Source organism: Luteimonas mephitis DSM 12574 (genome assembly GCF_000422305.1).
In the GTDB taxonomy this organism is placed as follows: Bacteria; Pseudomonadota; Gammaproteobacteria; order Xanthomonadales; family Xanthomonadaceae; genus Luteimonas; species Luteimonas mephitis.
In genome coordinates this window covers 57,800-73,804 of the sequence record NZ_AULN01000018.1, presented here as the reverse complement: position 1 = coordinate 73,804, position 16,005 = coordinate 57,800, and the positions used below count along the sequence as shown (strand labels likewise).

17 protein-coding genes are annotated in these 16,005 nt (G+C 69.5%); 7 read left to right on the top strand and 10 right to left on the bottom strand.

The window, feature by feature from the left end; all coding sequences use genetic code 11:
• Positions 1-37 precede the first annotated feature (37 nt).
• Positions 38-688: a YceI family protein gene (locus H570_RS16930; protein WP_051176239.1), complete on the bottom strand. Its 651-nt coding sequence runs from the start codon at positions 686-688 to the stop codon at positions 38-40.
• A gap of 8 nt (positions 689-696) precedes the next feature.
• On the bottom strand, positions 697-1,053 hold the full coding sequence (locus H570_RS0108295; protein WP_027080324.1) for a DUF1428 domain-containing protein: 357 nt from the start codon (positions 1,051-1,053) through the stop codon (positions 697-699).
• A 233-nt stretch (positions 1,054-1,286) separates the two neighbouring features.
• On the opposite strand from H570_RS0108295, the gene H570_RS0108290 reads away from it, so the two are divergent.
• From H570_RS0108290 to H570_RS16925, 6 genes are read left to right on the top strand one after another with little or no spacing between them, the layout of a single operon-like run.
• Positions 1,287-1,625, top strand: coding sequence for an ArsR/SmtB family transcription factor (locus tag H570_RS0108290; RefSeq protein ID WP_027080323.1), 339 nt, complete (start codon positions 1,287-1,289; stop codon positions 1,623-1,625).
• A 9-nt stretch (positions 1,626-1,634) separates the two neighbouring features.
• Entirely contained in the window at positions 1,635-2,129 is a 495-nt protein-coding gene (locus tag H570_RS0108285) for an arsenate reductase ArsC (RefSeq protein ID WP_027080322.1), read from the top strand.
• Between the two features lie 55 nt (positions 2,130-2,184).
• Positions 2,185-3,240: an ACR3 family arsenite efflux transporter gene (gene arsB, locus H570_RS0108280; protein ID WP_425411556.1), complete on the top strand. Its 1,056-nt coding sequence runs from the start codon at positions 2,185-2,187 to the stop codon at positions 3,238-3,240.
• Positions 3,237-3,662 carry an arsenate reductase (glutaredoxin) gene (gene arsC, locus H570_RS0108275; protein ID WP_027080320.1) on the top strand — a complete coding sequence of 142 codons (426 nt, stop codon included), beginning with the start codon at positions 3,237-3,239 and terminating at the stop codon, positions 3,660-3,662. The genes arsB and arsC overlap by 4 nt, the downstream gene beginning before the upstream one ends.
• Before the next feature lie 10 nt (positions 3,663-3,672).
• The gene (gene arsH / locus H570_RS0108270; RefSeq protein ID WP_425411555.1) at positions 3,673-4,377 is read left to right on the top strand and encodes an arsenical resistance protein ArsH; all 705 of its coding nucleotides are present in this window, start codon (positions 3,673-3,675) and stop codon (positions 4,375-4,377) included.
• A gap of 26 nt (positions 4,378-4,403) precedes the next feature.
• Positions 4,404-5,210 carry an NRDE family protein gene (locus H570_RS16925; RefSeq protein ID WP_051176238.1) on the top strand — a complete coding sequence of 269 codons (807 nt, stop codon included), beginning with the start codon at positions 4,404-4,406 and terminating at the stop codon, positions 5,208-5,210.
• A 4-nt stretch (positions 5,211-5,214) separates the two neighbouring features.
• Here the strand turns inward: H570_RS16925 and H570_RS0108260 are convergent, their stop codons facing one another.
• The 7 genes from H570_RS0108260 to H570_RS0108230 all read right to left on the bottom strand — a co-directional run bounded on the left by H570_RS0108260 (position 5,215) and on the right by H570_RS0108230 (position 11,608).
• Positions 5,215-5,622, bottom strand: a complete 408-nt coding sequence (locus H570_RS0108260; protein WP_156899903.1) for a hypothetical protein — start codon at positions 5,620-5,622, stop codon at positions 5,215-5,217.
• Between the two features lie 367 nt (positions 5,623-5,989).
• Complete coding sequence (locus H570_RS0108255; RefSeq protein ID WP_245559570.1) at positions 5,990-6,454, bottom strand: hypothetical protein; 465 nt, start codon at positions 6,452-6,454, stop codon at positions 5,990-5,992.
• The gene (locus H570_RS0108250) at positions 6,451-6,651 is read right to left on the bottom strand and encodes a PspC domain-containing protein (RefSeq protein WP_027080316.1); all 201 of its coding nucleotides are present in this window, start codon (positions 6,649-6,651) and stop codon (positions 6,451-6,453) included. The genes H570_RS0108255 and H570_RS0108250 overlap by 4 nt, the downstream gene beginning before the upstream one ends.
• A 65-nt stretch (positions 6,652-6,716) precedes the next feature.
• Positions 6,717-7,790: a class III poly(R)-hydroxyalkanoic acid synthase subunit PhaC gene (locus H570_RS0108245; RefSeq protein ID WP_027080315.1), complete on the bottom strand. Its 1,074-nt coding sequence runs from the start codon at positions 7,788-7,790 to the stop codon at positions 6,717-6,719.
• A gap of 1 nt (position 7,791) precedes the next feature.
• Complete coding sequence (gene phaE / locus H570_RS0108240) at positions 7,792-8,883, bottom strand: class III poly(R)-hydroxyalkanoic acid synthase subunit PhaE (protein WP_027080314.1); 1,092 nt, start codon at positions 8,881-8,883, stop codon at positions 7,792-7,794.
• A 60-nt stretch (positions 8,884-8,943) separates the two neighbouring features.
• Positions 8,944-9,564, bottom strand: coding sequence for a CDP-alcohol phosphatidyltransferase family protein (locus H570_RS0108235; RefSeq protein WP_036135649.1), 621 nt, complete (start codon positions 9,562-9,564; stop codon positions 8,944-8,946).
• A gap of 211 nt (positions 9,565-9,775) precedes the next feature.
• Positions 9,776-11,608: a 3-hydroxybutyrate oligomer hydrolase family protein gene (locus H570_RS0108230; protein WP_084499969.1), complete on the bottom strand. Its 1,833-nt coding sequence runs from the start codon at positions 11,606-11,608 to the stop codon at positions 9,776-9,778.
• A gap of 97 nt (positions 11,609-11,705) precedes the next feature.
• Between H570_RS0108230 and H570_RS0108225 the strand changes: the two genes are divergently transcribed.
• Positions 11,706-12,371 carry a response regulator transcription factor gene (locus H570_RS0108225; RefSeq protein WP_027080311.1) on the top strand — a complete coding sequence of 222 codons (666 nt, stop codon included), beginning with the start codon at positions 11,706-11,708 and terminating at the stop codon, positions 12,369-12,371.
• Positions 12,372-12,585: 214 nt separating this feature from the next.
• On the opposite strand, the gene H570_RS0108220 is transcribed toward H570_RS0108225, so the two are convergent.
• The gene (locus H570_RS0108220) at positions 12,586-15,909 is read right to left on the bottom strand and encodes a hybrid sensor histidine kinase/response regulator (protein ID WP_027080310.1); all 3,324 of its coding nucleotides are present in this window, start codon (positions 15,907-15,909) and stop codon (positions 12,586-12,588) included.
• Between the last annotated feature and the right edge of the window lie 96 nt (positions 15,910-16,005).

Sequence of the window (16,005 nt, the reverse complement as noted above, 5' to 3'; positions counted from 1 at the left end):
TGATCGCGCCCATGGCGCGCCCCTGCAACGGGCGCGTTCACTGCGACGCGGGAGAGAATCCCGGCACGCGACTACGCGAAGCAGCCTCCCCCGTCTCCTGCGCGATCGCCTCCACCTGGATCCGCAGCGTCACTGCCATGCTGAAGCCGTAATCCTTGCCAGCCGGCATGCCGAACTCGTCGCGCTGGATCGTCGCCAGCGCATCGGCGCCACACACTTCGCGCTTGAGCATCGGGTGCGGCATGCACTTGAAGCTGTTGATCTTCAGTCCCACCGGACGCGTCACTCCGTGCAGGGTCAATTCGCCCGCCACGCGCGTCGGCTTGCCGTCGACGAAATCCTCCAGCCGGCCGCGGTAGGTCGCCTGCGGGTACTTCGCCACGTCGAACAATTCCGCTCCGCGCGCGTGCTCGTTGAGCGCATCGTTGCCGAAATCGATGCTGGACACGTCGATGGCGACCTCCACCGCGCCGGTGCCGGCCTCCTTGTCGAGTGCGACCGTGCCGCTGCTGTGGTTGAACTTGCCACGCCAGACCGACAGCCCGGCCATGTGGTCGGCCTCGAAGCTGGGATAGGTGTGCTCGGGATCGATGTCGTAGTGGACCGTGGCCGCGGCGGCAATGCCGTTGGCCGCCAGCAGCGCGACAAGCGCGAGCGGCCCGAAGGCAAAGCGATTCCGGATTTCCATCGTCGTCGTCACAGTTCCACGATCGGCTTGAAGCCGCCAAAGAACATGCGCTTGCCGTCGAATGGCATGTCCTTGGGACCCAGGTTCGCCAGGCGCGGATCGGCCATGACCTTCTTGTTGATCCGGTCGCGCTGCGCGCGCGACTTGTAGACGATCCAGGAAAAGACCACCACCTCGCCGGGCTTGAGCTTGACGCTCTGCGGGAACGAGGTGTGCTTGCCCGGCTGGACGTCGTCGGCCACGCACTCGACGTACTCCAGCGCGCCGTACTCCTTCCAGATCGCCCCGGCCTTGCGGGCCAGGCGGCGATAGGCGGCCAGGTTCTTTTCGGGCACGGGCAACACGAAACCGTCGACATAACTCATGATCGTTCCTCGCTTTGGGTTGGTCCTGGACCGAACAGGTTCGACCGTGATGGCGCGATGCCCCAGTGAGCAATCCGCCGCAGGCAGTCTTGCGAGATCGTCGTTTCGCGGCGGGCGATATCGACGATTGACCGGACGCGCTTCGGTCGTGTTCATCCGCCGTTTAGACAAGATTCGAGCGATGCCGAATCGGGGGCTTGATTTCAATTCCATATTTCCGGAATATTCGAATCATGGAGTCCCCAGCCGCCCTCGCCTCCCTGAACGCCCTCTCGCACCAGCACCGGCTGGCCGCGTTCCGCGCCCTGGTGCAGGCCGGACCGGCCGGCCTGGCGGTCGGCGAGCTGCGTGACCGGCTCGACATCCCGCCGGCAACGCTTACCGCCCACCTCAACATCCTGCGCGCGGCCGCGCTGGTCTCCGACTTGCGCGAGGGACGCAGCATCCGGGTCAGCGCGGACTTCGACCAGATGAATGCGTTGATCACCTTCCTCACCGAGAACTGCTGCGGGGGCGCGCCGTGCGCCACGACGGCTGCCGGCGACAGCAACCTCGATACCTCGACTGCCTGAGCCACGGCAATGAATCAACGTGCCTGCAACGTGCTGTTCCTGTGTACCGGCAATTCGGCGCGCAGCATCATGGCCGAGGCCCCGCTCAACATGCTCGGCGAAGATCGCTTCCGGGTGTTCAGCGCTGGCAGTCGTCTGGGCGGGAAAGTCCAGCCCGAGGCAGCGGAACTGGCGCAATCGCCCGGATGCCCGGCCGAGCGCATGCGCAGCAAGAACCGGGACGAATTCGCAGCCGCAGGCGCACCGGAAATGGACATGGTGATCACCGTCTGCGACAACGCCGCGGGTGAATCCTGCCCCGTGGGGCCCGGTCACCCTGCGGTCGCACACTGGAGCGTGCCCGATCCGGTCGCGGTCGACGACAGCGAGGACAGGCGCAGGCGCGCGTTCGTCCCTGCTTTCGCGACGCTGCGCCGGCGCGTCGAGTTGCTGGTCGCATTGCCATTGGACAAGTTCGGTCGCCTTGCCGCACAGGGCAAGCTGCGCGAAATCGGCGGGCAGTGACGCCATGACCAGCATGCAGCGCGACATGGCCGATCGCGGGAAGCCCGTCGCTGCAATGGGCGTGTTCGACCGTTACCTCTCGGTGTGGGTGCTGCTGTGCATCGTCGCGGGCATCGCGCTTGGCCAGATCGGCCCGGCCGTTTTCGAGTCGATCGGCCGCATGGAAATCGCCCGGGTCAACCTGCCCGTGGGCGTTCTGATCTGGGTGATGGTGATCCCGATGCTGCTCAAGGTCGATTTCGGCGCACTGGGCCAGGTCGGCAGGCATTGGCGCGGGATCGGGGTGACCTTGTTCGTCAACTGGGCCATCAAGCCGTTTTCGATGGCGCTGCTCGGCTGGCTGTTCGTGCGCCATGTCTTCGCGGCGTGGCTCCCGGTCGACCAGCTCGACAGCTACATCGCCGGCCTGATCCTGCTGGCCGCGGCGCCGTGCACGGCGATGGTCTTCGTATGGAGCCGCCTTGCGGGCGGCGACCCGCTGTTCACGCTGTCGCAGGTGGCCTTGAACGACACGATCATGGTGTTCGCCTTCGCCCCCATCGTCGGCCTGCTGCTTGGCATCTCGTCGATCACCGTGCCCTGGGACACGCTGCTGACGTCTGTGGTGCTGTACATCCTGGTCCCGGTGACCATCGCGCAGCTGGTTCGCCGCGCCTTGCTGCGCCGTGGACAAGCAGTTTTCGATCGCATGTTGAAGCGGGTTGCGCCGATGTCCATCGGCGCACTGCTGCTGACGCTGGTCCTTCTGTTCGCATTCCAGGGCGAGGCGATCCTTCAGCAGCCGCTGGTGATCGCCATGCTCGCGGTGCCGATCCTGATCCAGGTGCTCTTCAACGCGTGGCTCGCGTACTGGCTCAATCGCCGGGCCGGCGAACCGCACAGCGTCGCGTGCCCGTCCGCGCTGATCGGCGCGTCCAATTTCTTCGAACTCGCCGTGGCCGCGGCGATCAGCCTTTTCGGGCTGAAATCAGGCGCCGCGCTGGCCACCGTGGTTGGCGTGCTGGTCGAAGTGCCGGTCATGCTGCTGGTCGTCCACGTGGTCAATCGCACCCGTGGCTGGTACGAACAATCGCATGAACATGCAACCGAAATCCCGGAGCCCCATCCATGAATGACATCACCATCTACCACAACCCCGCCTGCGGCACTTCGCGCAACACGCTCGCGCTGATCCGCAATGCCGGCATCGAGCCGCGAGTGATCGAGTACCTCAAGGACCCGCCCGACCGCGAAACGCTGGCCGGCCTGATCGCGGCAATGGGCGTCCCTGCACGCGATCTACTGCGCGCGAAGGAAGCGGCCTACGCGGAACTGCACCTCGACGATCCGGCGCTCGGCGACGACGCACTGATCGACGCGATGCTCGAACACCCGGTCCTGATCCAGCGGCCGATCGTCGTATCGCCGCTCGGCACGCGGATGTGCCGGCCCTCGGAAGCCGTGCTCGACCTGCTGCCGTCGCCGCAGCGCGGCCCGTTCGCGAAGGAAGACGGCGAAGTGGTCATCGATGCACAGGGGAACCGCGTTGTCTGAGTCGATCACGCTGCCGAACGTCGACACCGCGCTGCTCGAACGCGCCTTGCCCGAGCGTTTCGCGGCGGTCGGCAGCGCCACGCACCCGCCACGGGTGCTGCTGCTGTACGGCTCGCTGCGCACGCGCTCCTACAGCAAGCTGCTCGCGCTCGAAGCCGCGCGCCTGCTCGAGGCGCTGGGGGCGGAGACGAGGTTGTTCGATCCTTCCGGCCTGCCGTTGCCCGACGATGCGCCGGCCACGCATCCGAAGGTGCAGGAACTGCGGGACCTCGTGCGCTGGTCGGAAGCGATGGTGTGGTGTTCGCCGGAGCGCCATGGTGCGATGACCGGGATCATGAAGGCGCAGGTCGACTGGATCCCGCTCACCGAAGGCGCCGTCCGCCCCACCCAGGGCAAGGTGCTGGCAGTGATGCAGGTCTCCGGAGGCTCGCAGTCGTTCAACGCGGTCAACCAGCTGCGGGTGCTGGGGCGCTGGATGCGGATGCTCACGATTCCCAACCAGTCGTCGGTGCCCAAGGCCTGGCAGGAGTTCGACGAAGCAGGCCGGATGAAGCCGTCCGCGTATTACGACCGCGTCGTCGACGTGATGGAGGAACTGGTGAAGTTCACCCTGCTGACCCGCGACGTCAGCCCCTGGCTGGTGGACCGCTACAGCGAACGCAGGGAAACCGCCGCCGAGCTGTCCGCGCGCGTCAACTTGCGCAGCAGCGCCTGAACCCGCAGCTGCGCTAGCATCGCCCCATGTGCCTGATTGCCATTGCCTGGCGCGTGCATCCGCGCTTCCCGCTCGCACTGATCGCCAATCGCGACGAGGCCCATGCGCGACCCGCGGCCGCGGCCGGATTCGACCCCGACGCATCCGATGTCTATGGCGGCCGCGACCTCGTACAGGGCGGAAGCTGGCTGCAGGTTTCCACGCGTGGGCGGTTGGCCGCCGTGACCAACGTCCGCGCGGGGATCGCCAACGAAACCGCCCCGCGTTCGCGCGGTGCGCTGGTGCGTGACTTCGTGCGAGGGGAATCCTGCTCGGGCGCGGCGCTGGCGGCGCTTGCACCGGCCGCGGCACAGTTCGGCCGCTTCAACCTGCTGGCATGGGACGGAGACTCGCTGGCGTTCGCCAGCAACCATCCCGGGTTTGCCACCCGCAACGTGGAACCGGGCCTGCATGCAATGTCGAACGGCGCATTCGACGCGCCCTGGCCGAAGAGTGCGCGCGCCACCGGCGCACTTGACGCATGGCTACGGTCATCGGAAGCCGACACCGCGCAGGCGCGCGGTATCACCGCGCTCGCACCCCTGCTCGACGCGCTGGCCGACACCAGCGTTGCACCGGATGACGCGTTGCCGAGCACCGGCGTGGGACTCGAACTCGAACGCGCGCTGTCGCCCCCATTCGTGCGCGGCGAGCACTACGGCACGCGCTGCAGTTCCGTGGTGCTGGTCGGCACCGAATCGATCCTGTTTGCCGAACGACGCTTCGGCCCGGATGCCGCGCTGCTCGGGGAAAGCGTGGCCAGCCTGCCGCTGGCAGCGCGACGCGGCCGCTGATCGTTCAGCGCGAGCTCGCGGTACAGCGCGCCGGCGCGTCGCCCACCACTTCCTGTTCCCAGCCGTTGTCCGCGCGCACCGCGATCGTCCCGCCGATGCACGCGCGCGTTTCGCCGTCGCGCCGCGCACTGCTCGGCCCTGGCAGGTTCACCGGCGCCAGCACCGGCATGGCCTTGTCTGCCTCTGCTTTCTTCGCTTCGCCGGCCGCTGGCGCAGGCCCGGATCCGTCGGCGGCATCGGCGGGCTCTCCGGCCTCCACGGCTGCAGCCGCTGCTGGCCCGGCAGGCGCATCGTCGTGGTCGAACAGCGCCGCGCCCAGCGCATTGGCCACCAGCACTCCCAGCATCACCGCCAGCGAAACCGGCAGGAAAAACGACCATGGCGTCAATGTCCGGTACTCGTCTCGGCTCATGCGCTGCCCTCCCCTCGCTGGCGCGAGCCTAGCGCATGTGCCGCGGGCCCGCATTCATATCAGGCGGGAACGCAGTTCAACCGGTTGCGGCCGCATGCTGCCAATGCACCTTCACCGGAACCGGCATCCACCTGGGCCGGAAGACACGAGCCTCGCCCGATGCGCAGAGCGGCATCCGGAAAAGTAGAAGGCCCAGTCTTCCGGATTTCTCCGATTGGCTGAGCCTTCTTTTGCCGAAGCGATTGCTTCCGGCTTTCGCCTTCCGCTTTTTCCTCGACGCGTGCAGGTTAATCCAGTGGCCGTTACCGGGACGTAAAACCCGTCGACCATTCGTCGGCACGCCTGCCCAGGCGTCAGGCAGGCTGCGTCACCAGGGCCACCAGTCGCGCCCGGACCGCGCGTAGCGGTCCGCGGCACGCTCGAAGCGGTTGCGTGCACTGATGCCACCGCATGCCAGGTACAGCGGCAGGAACAGCGGACCAAGCACCATGTACTGGAAGACGTGCGCGCGCTCGTGGTCGGCGAGCAGGATCGGCACTTCATCTCCACGGCCTGCGTGATGCGCGTATGTCATGCACGGCGAGTCCAGCGAATCGCCGGTGTGCAGGATCACGTTGCCGAGCGTCAACGCGCCGCCCGGGCCCCACGGCCATCGATGGAACACGAGGGCCAGGTCGCGCCGGCGCACATGGGCATGGGCGCCGAAGGCCAGCCCGACAACGCCCAGCAGGAGGCCTGCGACCGTGTTCGGCAGCGTCCAAACAGCGCCCAGTCCCTGCAACACGCGCAGCACCGCACGCGGCACCCGGCGCGCGGCGAGTGCTGCGTTCAATCGTCGCCTTCGGGCATCAGCAACCACAGGATCAGGTAGGCGAGGATGCCGGGGAACGCCGCAGACGCCACCGAAACGATGACGTAGATCGCGCGCAACAGCGTCGAGTTCCAGCCGAAACGATGCGCGATGCCACCCATCACGCCGGCAAGGACACGGTCGTTGATCGATCGGGTGAAACGCTGCGTCTGGTTCATCTGCAAGGGCACCTGGGGGACGGCGGAAGTCTAGCGTGGCCCGCGTTAAGGCAGCGCGGATCGGGTCACGGGGCCGAGCGCGCCGCCAGCCACTCGTGGATCGTGCCCGGGACTTCCTTCTGCGCGCGGCTGGAAACATAGATGCCGATGTGGCCGCCGCGGAACGACAGCTCGGAATAATCCCTGCTGCCCACGAGTTCCTTCAATCGCTTCGACGCGGCGGGCGGCACCAGGTGGTCCTGCTCGGCATAGATGTTCAGCACCGGCATCTCGACCAGCCCGAGGTGGACCTCGCGATCGCCGATCACGATGCCGCCGTTGACGAAGCCGTTGGCCTGGTAGAACTGCTTGACGAACTGGCGGAACGCCTCGCCGGCCTGGTCGGGCGAGTCGAAAATCCACTTCTCCATGCGCAGGAAATCCTCGAGCGCGCGCCTGTCGTCGAGGATGTCCACCAGCCCGACGTACTTCTGCGCGAACAGCCGCCACGGCTTGAGCGTGAGGTAGCACAGGTTCATCAGGTCGGCCGGCACGTTGCCCAGCGTGTCGACGAACAGGTCCACGTCCATGCCGCGGGTCCAGTTCGACAGCATGTTGTCGTCGGTGTGGAAGTCGACCGGCGTGACCATCGTGACCAGGTTGCGGACCTTGCCCGGATGCAGCGATGCGTAGCACAGCGAGAACGCGCCGCCCTGGCAGATGCCGAGCAGGTTGATCGAATCCAGTCCGTGCGCCTCGCGCAGGTAATCGACGGCGCCGCCGAGGAAGCGCTCGATGTAATCCTCCAGCGTGAGGAACCGGTCGGAGCGGTCGGCGTAGCCCCAGTCGATGATGTAGACATCCTCGCCGCGCGCCAGCAGGTTGCGCACGATCGACTTGTCGGCCTGCAGGTCGACCATGTACGGCCGGTTGACCAGCGCGTAGCTGATCAGCAGCGGCACCGACGCGGTGGGCTTGCCCTCGCCGCGATAGCGATACAGCACGACCTTGCCGTCACGCCAGACTTCTTCCTTCGCGGTGGCGCCGTAGTCCACGTCCTCGACCTCGCGCAGCGTCTGCAGGCCGGCCATCAGCTTCTGCTGGAATGCGGCCGCCTCCGCCGCGAGGCGGTCGGGAGTGATGTCGATGGGCCCGGTCATGTCAGCGCTTCCTCTTCGCGGTCTTCGCAGCGGCCGGCTTCTTCACCGCCGCCGGCTTGCGGGCTGCAGCGGCCTTCTTCGCAACCGGCGCATTCGCCGCGGCCTTCTTCGCGGGCGACCTGCCTGCAGCGGCCTTCCCGGCGTCGTGCTTCTTCGCCGCGGGCCGGGGCGTGGCTGCGCGATCCCCTGCACTCCCGCGCTCGATGCCGTCGCGAAGCCGTCGCACCTGCCGCTCCAGCTCCACGATCTTGCGGTGCGCACCATCGAGTTCGGTGCGGGTCGGCATTCCAAACAGCGCGCTGGCCTGCTCCACCTCGCGCTGAACGCCGCCGCGCAGGCGCATCTGCGCGTCGACCAGCTTGCCGTAGACGTCGCGGAACTCGTGCGACAGCGCGATCTTCGCGTACGCATCCTCCGCGGCATCCACCCACAGGTCGAACAGCGCGCGTGCCGACTGGACCTGCCGTCCCGGCTCCTCGCGCTCGGCGAGCTTGTCCTCGAAGACCGCGAATGCATCCTGCGTGGCCTTGCGCATCAGTTCGTCGTAGGCCTGCGTGCACTTCCGGTAGTCGGCCATCGCCAGGCCGAGCTGCTGCCAGCGCTGCTGGTGTTCGCGCGTGAAACCGAAGGTCGGCGTGCGCAGCCACGACAACGACTCGTTGCGCAGGCCTTCGAGGTACGGGGAAGCCTGTTCGAACCATTGTTCGAATCCCTGGAGCCCGTGCCCGCGCATGCCGCGCATCAGGTCGCCGAAGGGGTTGCCACCGGCCGATTCCATCGCGCGTTTCCACGCCGCCACGATCTCGCGCGGGCTGGCCTGCTGACCGCCGAACTGCGCCGCCACCTGCTGCATCTGCGCGAGCCAATGCCCGGCCTGCGCGTTGAAACGCGCGAGCACGTCGTTATCCTGGCCGCGGCCACCCGGGGCGAAGCGGCCCCACCAGTCCAGCACGTCCTGCCACGGCTGCGTGCCCGCCTTCGCGGCATCCGGCGAAGCGCCACGCAGCGCCTCGCCCCAGGCGTTCCAGTACTGGCGTGCCAGCGCCTCGAAATCGTCCGGAGCCGAAAACCCGTCTTTCCCGATGTCGCGCATCACTTTCCTCCCGGACCAGGCCACGATGATAGCAACGCACCGGTGTGGCGGTTCCCCGGTTCAGGGCTTGGGAATGCGCAGGGTCTTGCTGATCATCAGCGAGCCCGACACTGCATACACCAGCACCAGCGGATGCAGCTGCCACGGACCGACCTGCCACGCGCCGAACCACAGCTCGTCGCCGATGCGGCCGAGGCCGGCGGCCACGGCCAGCAGGATGACGATCGCCAGGCTGGTCGGGATCGGCGTGCCCTCGAAGAACTTCACCTTGTCGCCGCCGTCGGCGAGGGTTTCGGCGGTGACGTTGTAGCGCGCCAGCCGGCTGACGCCGCAGCCGACGAAATAGCTCAGCACCACCCAGTCCCAGCCGCCCTGCAGGCCGCAGGCGTAGCCCAGCGCCGCCGGGGCGACGCCGAACGAGATCACGTCGGCCAGCGAATCGAGCTCGCGCCCCAGCGTGGAGGCGACCTTGCGCCAGCGCGCGATGCGGCCGTCGAGGGCGTCGAAGATGAAGGCGAGCGGGATCAGCGCCATGCCGACCATCAGGTCGCGGACCACGCCGTCCTGCAGGAAGCGCATCGCCGCGAACACCGCACCCGTGCCGCAGAACGCGTTACCCAGGGTGAACCAGTCGGCGAGCTGGAACTCGCGGAGCATCGAGAAATGGCGGGGGCGCTGCATGGTCGCTTCCTTGTCGCGGGAACCGACAGGCTGCCAGATCCGGCGTGTCCGCGCGATGCAGGCCTCACCCGCCCTTGTAGGAGCGGCTTCAGCCGCGAGCTCTGGATCTTTGCAGGAGCGGCGGAAGCCGCGAGCTCTTGATTTTCGCTTCACCCGAAGATCAAAAGCTCGCGGCTTCCGCCGCCCCTGCAGGGACTCGCGCGGGGCTGGATTACCGCGGAATCGCCAGGTTCGCCGCCTCCAGCGGCTTGCCCGCGCCGCGCGGCACGGTGGTGATCACCGCGTCGGCCGGCAGCGTCGCCTTGCCGTCCAGGTAGGCGTCGACGCGGTCCAGCGCCGCATACACGTACGGCAATGACGGCACGTAGCGCGCCGCGTAGTCCGGGAATCCGAGGAAGGCGTCGAAGTGCTCGACGTTGCGCACCTGCCAGTAACGCACTTCGCGTCCGGCGGCCTGCGCCGCGGCCACGTAGGGTGCGCTGCTGAAAGCCGGCGGCACCAGGCCGTCATCGAGCCCGTGCACCACGATCACCGGCAGGCCGGCGCGCGGCAGCGAAGCGCGGGTTTCGGCGATGCCCTTGCGCACGCGGTCGGCGTCGGCGCCCTGCCCGTCCCACAGCGCGCGCAGGCACTGCAGGCCCGGCAGGGTGAAATCGGGCGCCGCGACCTTCGTGTCGACGAGGCCGACGCCGTTGCCCGGCGGGATGCCGGCAGCGTCGGACCACCAGGCGGCACGCTCCTGCGCGGTCGCGGCGCGCGGGCTGAAGTCCGCGTTCTGCGCCGAAAAGCCGTAGCCGCAGGGGTGCTCGCCAACGCCATAGCGGCCATAGGCGGAGGCATAGGTCGCGGCCACCGAACGCCACAGGTCGAAGCCGCTGGAAGCGGCGCCCGAGCGCAGAGCCTCGTCGGTCCAGCCGCTGGCGCGCATCGCGTCGTAGGCCGATCTCGCCTGCGCGGCCGTATCGTCCCCGGACACCAGACCGGCAGCCTTGAGCGCCGCGCAGCGCAGTGTCCACAGCGGCTCGACCTGCGCGCGCATCGGCGGCTGCGCCAGCGACTCCGGCGCCAGGTGCAGCAGCGCGCACGGCTGCAGCAGCGCGGCCTCGGTGGTGAAGTCGTAGATCGGACGCCCGCCCTCGACGAACACGTTGGGCTCGCCGGCCACGACCGCATCCAGCCAGTCGCCGTCAAGCTCGGCCGCCCGCAGCACCGCGCCGCCGCCGTTGGAGATGCCGACTGCGATCACCCGGGTGTTGTCGAAAGTGAACGGCGCCGCGCCGGGCATGGCTTCGTCCAGCGCGTGCAGCGCGAACTGCGCCGCCTGCTTCACGTGCCGGCCCCAGTCGGCCTCCGGGTTGTCCTTCGAATGCGCGTGCTTGAACGCGACGCCGCTGGCGACTGCCGGCGCGTCCGGCACGAAGGCCACGTCGCCGTCCGCTGGCGAGCCCGCCGTGCCGTCGACGCGCACGCCCGCCCGCGCATCGAGGTCGAAGTAATCGCTCCCCGCGCCCTTGTCGGTGTAGGCGACCGCGCAGCCCTTCGGCAAGCCCCAGGCCGCCGCGATGGAGATCGCGCCGTACACGCCGCGCGAACCCGAGGCCGGCGCCACCACGACGCAACGCTTGGCCGTGTCGAAAGCGTCGGGAACCTGCACCAGCACGCGATGCGGCTGGTTCGCGCCTTCTATCTTCGCCAGCGCAGAGAATTCGCGTCCCGGCACCGCCTGCGTGGTGCCGTACAGCGTGCCGTAGCCGCCGCCCGGGGCAAGGTCGGCGATGCCGCGCCAGTTGCTCCAGATCGCACGGCGGCGCAGTTCGGCCGCGGTCGGATGCGCTGCATCGGCAAAGGCCGGCGGCACCATCGCACGCAGGCCGTCGAGGCCGAGGCCCGCGGTCAGCAGGTCGTCGCTGCCGCGATGGTCGCTGCTGCGTTCGGACGTGAACATCGGGGCCTCCGTGGCATCACGCTGCGGCCCGCTGGCGCAGGCGCCCAGCAGCAGGGCAAGGGACAGGACGGTCGCGGCACGGGCAGGAATTCTGGTCATGCCGCGACAGTAGCAAGCCCGGTCGGTTCGATCATCGTACTTTGGTACCAGTGTGCCGCGGGCCGCCAGCGCGCGGATTCCTGCGAGAATCGCGGCAATGCCCACCTTGCTGATCGCCGACGACCACCCGCTGTTCCGCGCCGCCCTGCGCCAGGCCGCGGCCGACGCCGTGGACGCGCTGCAGGTGCGCGAAGCCGATTCGCTCGACAGCGTGCTGGCCGCGCTCGACGCCGAACCGGGCATCGACCTGGTCCTGCTCGACCTGCACATGCCCGGCAACCATGGCCTCGCCGGGCTGGCCGCGATCCGCGCCCAGCATCCGGGCGTGGCGGTGATCGTGGTGTCCGCCAACGACGACCCGCGCGTGGTGCGGCGCGCGCTTGACCACGGCGCCGCCGGCTACCTGCCCAAGAGCGCCGGGCTGGACGAGCTGCGCGACGCGATCCGCAGCGTGATGGCCTGCGAACAGTGGCTGCCGGCGTCGCTGCGCGCGGCGGTGACGCGCGCGCAGTCTTCCGCCGACGACAGCGCGCTGGCCGCGCGCCTGGCCAGCCTGTCGCCGCAGCAGTTCCGGGTGCTGGTGCTGGTCGCCGAGGGCCTGCTCAACAAGCAGATCGCCGACCGCCTCGACGTGCAGGAGCGCACGGTGAAGGCGCACCTGTCGGCGATCTTCGACCGCCTCGGCGTGCGCAACCGCACCCAGGCCGGCGTGGTGCTGCGCGAACTCGAACTCAGCGACCCGGCGCGGCATCTGGAGCCGTAGGTCGGGGCTACGCCCCCGACGCGTTGGCCATCGGGAATGCGGGCGCATCGATTGGCCCGCCGCATCGGTTGACCCGAATTCCGCAGGAGCGCCCCAGGGGCGCGATGCTTTTCCGGGATTTGATCGGACATCATGAAGCGTCGCGCCCATGGGGCGCTCCTGCGCACACCAGGCGTAGACCCGCGGTTCAAAACGTCTGGGGCGTAGCCCCGACCTACGCCGCACGCGCGGCCAGCAGGCGGTCGAGCACCGACTTGAGCGCCAGCGGCTTGACCGGTTTGGCCAGCAGCGGCAGGCCGGCCTCGTGCACCGCACGACGCACCGCATCGCCGCCATCGCCGCTGAGGATCAGCGCCGGCCGCGCGCCGAAACGCCGCGCCAGCCGCGCGTGCAGCGCCGCGCCGGTGTCGCCGTCGTCGAGGTGGTAGTCGAACAGCCACAGCGATGCGTCGTTCGCGGCCATGGCGGCTTCCGCCGCATCGCCGTCGGCCACGGCGTCCACCTCGCATCCCCAGCCTTCCAGCAGCACGCGCAGCGACTGCAGGCCCGCGGGCTCGTTGTCGACGATCAGCACGCGGGTGCCGGCAATGCCCCGCCTTCCGGCTGCGGCGGCGCTCGCGCGCGTCGGCACGCGCGGGACTTCCAGCGCGAACACCGTGCCGCGACCGACGCGGCTGCGCAGCGTCAGCGGGGCTTCCAGCAGCTTCGCGATGCGGTCGGCGATCGCAAGGCCCAATCCGAGCCCCTGCCCGACCGCGCCGTCGCCGCGGCGGAACTCCTCGAAGATCGCCGCCTGCTGCGCCGGTTCGATGCCCGGTCCGGTGTCGTGCACCTCGACCCGCAGCGAACCGCCGGCGCGGCGCACGCCGAGCAGGATGCCGCCGCTTGCGGTGTAGCGCACCGCGTTGGCGAGGAAATTCTGCAGCACCCGCCGCAGCAGCTGCGGATCGCTGCGCACCCAGGCCGCCGTGGGCACGCAGGCGAACGCGAGCCCGCGCTCGCCGGCCATGGCGCGGAACTCCGACGCCAGCGGCTCCAGCACCTCGGCCAGTGGGAACTCGCGCGGCTGCGGCACCAGCCCGCCCGCCTCCAGCCGCGACATGTCGAACAGCCCGGTCAACAGGTCGGTGGTCGAATCGAGCGCGCCGCGGATCTGCACCACCGCGTCGCGCTGCGCGGGGTCGGCGAGCTGCTGCGACAGCGTGTCGGTGAACAGGTGCGCGGCGTGCAGCGGCTGCATCAGGTCGTGGCCGATCGCGGTGAGGAAGCGGCTCTTGGCATCATTGGCGTGCTCGGCCTCGCGCTTGGCTGATTCGAGCAGCGCCGTGCGCTCGCCAACGCGCTGTTCCAGCGTCTCGTTGGCCTGGCGCAGCCCGCGCTCGACGCTGCGGAACTCGGTGACGTCGGTGTACGTCGCGACGAATCCGCCGCCGGGCATCGGGTTGCCGCGGATCTCGACGATGCTGCCGTCGGGCATCACCCGCTCGGTCAGGTGCGGGCTGCCGGCGCGCATGTACGCCAGGCGCCGCTGCAGCGCGCCTTCGAGGTCGCCGCCGGGCGGCAGCCGGGACAGCGCCCAGCGGCTGAGGTCGGCGATCGGGCGGCCGACCTGCAGCAGCTCCGGCGGGAAATCAAACAGCTCCGCGTAGCGCCGGTTCCACGCCACCAGCCGCAGCTGCGCGTCGACCACGCTGATGCCCTGGCTCATGTTCTCCAGCGCACCCTCCAGCACGCGCTGGTTGAAGCGCAGGTCCTGCGAGGCCTCGCCGACGATCGCGGCGACGGTGTCGAGGTCCGGCCCCGCCTGGCGGCGCGCGGCATCGAGCAGCAGCCGCGCCGACGCGCTGCCGAGCACCGCGGCCAGTTCGCGTTCGAGCCGCGCCTCGATCCGCGCCGGCACCGGCCCGGTCGCCGGCGCACCTTCAAGCAGCTCGTCGACGCTGCGCGCCGGCAGGAAGCGCCGCCCGGCGCTGCGCAGCGTGCGCAGGTCCGAGCCGCGTGCAGTGCGGCGGTCGGGCGCCACGCGCGCCGTGGCGACCAGGATCGTCGCCAGCGTGCCGGAGAACAGGCTCGCGCCCACCGCGCGCCCGAGCCGGCTCCAGCCGGTCAGGCCGAACAGTCCATCGGGCGACAGCCACGCCAGGCCCAGCGGACCGCGCTGCAGCCAGCCCGCATCGCCGCCGGTGGCGGCCACCCACATCGGCACGAGCATCACCCAGGCCCAGACCACGAAGGCGACGACGATGCCGACGGTCGCGGCGCGCGCCGGCGTCTGCGGCCGCCACACCGCGAACGCCAGCGCCGGCGCCAGCGTCGCCAGCGCCGAGAACGACACCGCGCCCACGTCCGCCAGCGCATCGCTGCCGGCGACCTGACGGCTGTAGGCCCAGGCCAGCAGCATGGTGGCGGCGATACCGACCCGCCGCAGCAGCAGCACGTCGCCGCGGCGGTCTCCGTCGTCTCCGCCCCGCGACCACGCCCCGCGCAGCAGCCCCGGCGCGAACCAGTGGTTGCCGATCATCAGGCTCAGCGTCAGCGTGCTCACCACCACCATGCCGGTGGCCGCGCTGAGCCCGCCAAGGAAGGCGAAAAGCGCCACGCCTTCGTGCCCGCGCGAGAACGGCAGCGCCAGCGCGTACATGTCCGACGGCACGCCGTCGCCGAGCAGCGCACCGCCCGCGCGCGCCAGCGGCAGCGCCGGCAGCGCGATCAGCAGCAGGTACAGCGGGAACTGCCAGCGCGCGGTGCGCACGTCGCCCTCGTCGCGGCACTCGACCACGCCGACGTGGAACTGGTGCGGCAGGATGAACATCGCCAGCGCGCCGAGCAGCACCAGCGGCGCGAAGCCGTCGGTGGTCTGCTGCGCGATCGGCGGCGGCGCCTCGGGCAGCTCACCCAGCCCGAACCAGACGAACGCGCCCAGCGCGAGCATCGCCGCGAGCTTGAACATCGACTCGAACGCGATCGCCAGTACCAGGCCGCGGTTGTGCTCGACCGCGCTCGCGCGCCGGGTGCCGAACAGCATCGCGAACAGCGCCATCGCCAGCGCCACGTACAGCGAGCCGTCGCGCCACAGCGACACGTCGCCGCGCGCGCCGTCGCCGGTCAGGGTGACGAAGCTCATCGTCACCGCCTTGAGCTGCAGTGCGATGTAAGGAATCAGCCCGAGCGCCGCGACCAGTGTCACCACCGCGGCCAGCCACGCGTCCTTGCCTAGGCGCGTGGCGATCAGGTCCGCGAGCGAGGTAGCGTTGGTCTCGCGCGCCAGCCGCACCAGCCGCACCATGAAGGCCACGGCCAGCGCGTAGAACGCGATCGCGCCGAGGAAGGTCGGCGGCAGCGGCCAGCCGTAGCGCGCAGCCTGGGTGACGGTGCCGTAGAACGACCACGAGGTGCAGTGCACCGCCAGCGACAGCGCGTACACGTGCCGCCAGTGCCGCGCCAGCAACGCAGGATGGCGCTCGCCGTACAGCGCGGTGCCGAACATCAACGCCAGCCACAGCACCGCGGCCAGCACGACGACGCCGATGCTCAGCATCGGCGTGGTCCTAGTGTGCGCGGCGATTTCAGGCTGTCGTCCAAACGTGCTTCCCCGTCACGGGCGAGCATATCCGTCGCCGTCGATCTCCGCGAC

Excerpts from the sequence above, each read along its gene's own strand:
- H570_RS0108295 (WP_027080324.1), bottom strand. The coding sequence starts at position 1,053 with ATGAGTTATGTCGACGGTTTCGTGTTGCCCGTGCCCGAAAAGAACCTG.
- H570_RS0108260 (WP_156899903.1), bottom strand. The coding sequence starts at position 5,622 with ATGAGCCGAGACGAGTACCGGACATTGACGCCATGGTCGTTTTTCCTG.
- H570_RS0108250 (WP_027080316.1), bottom strand. The coding sequence starts at position 6,651 with ATGAACCAGACGCAGCGTTTCACCCGATCGATCAACGACCGTGTCCTT.
- H570_RS0108220 (WP_027080310.1), bottom strand. The coding sequence starts at position 15,909 with ATGCTGAGCATCGGCGTCGTCGTGCTGGCCGCGGTGCTGTGGCTGGCG.
- H570_RS0108225 (WP_027080311.1), top strand. The coding sequence starts at position 11,706 with ATGCCCACCTTGCTGATCGCCGACGACCACCCGCTGTTCCGCGCCGCC.
- phaE (WP_027080314.1), bottom strand. The coding sequence starts at position 8,883 with ATGCGCGACATCGGGAAAGACGGGTTTTCGGCTCCGGACGATTTCGAG.
- H570_RS0108290 (WP_027080323.1), top strand. The coding sequence starts at position 1,287 with ATGGAGTCCCCAGCCGCCCTCGCCTCCCTGAACGCCCTCTCGCACCAG.
- H570_RS0108285 (WP_027080322.1), top strand. The coding sequence starts at position 1,635 with ATGAATCAACGTGCCTGCAACGTGCTGTTCCTGTGTACCGGCAATTCG.
- H570_RS0108230 (WP_084499969.1), bottom strand. The coding sequence starts at position 11,608 with ATGACCAGAATTCCTGCCCGTGCCGCGACCGTCCTGTCCCTTGCCCTG.
- H570_RS0108245 (WP_027080315.1), bottom strand. The coding sequence starts at position 7,790 with ATGACCGGGCCCATCGACATCACTCCCGACCGCCTCGCGGCGGAGGCG.
- H570_RS0108235 (WP_036135649.1), bottom strand. The coding sequence starts at position 9,564 with ATGCAGCGCCCCCGCCATTTCTCGATGCTCCGCGAGTTCCAGCTCGCC.
- H570_RS16930 (WP_051176239.1), bottom strand. The coding sequence starts at position 688 with ATGGAAATCCGGAATCGCTTTGCCTTCGGGCCGCTCGCGCTTGTCGCG.
- H570_RS16925 (WP_051176238.1), top strand. The coding sequence starts at position 4,404 with ATGTGCCTGATTGCCATTGCCTGGCGCGTGCATCCGCGCTTCCCGCTC.
- arsC (WP_027080320.1), top strand. The coding sequence starts at position 3,237 with ATGAATGACATCACCATCTACCACAACCCCGCCTGCGGCACTTCGCGC.
- arsB (WP_425411556.1), top strand. The coding sequence starts at position 2,185 with ATGGGCGTGTTCGACCGTTACCTCTCGGTGTGGGTGCTGCTGTGCATC.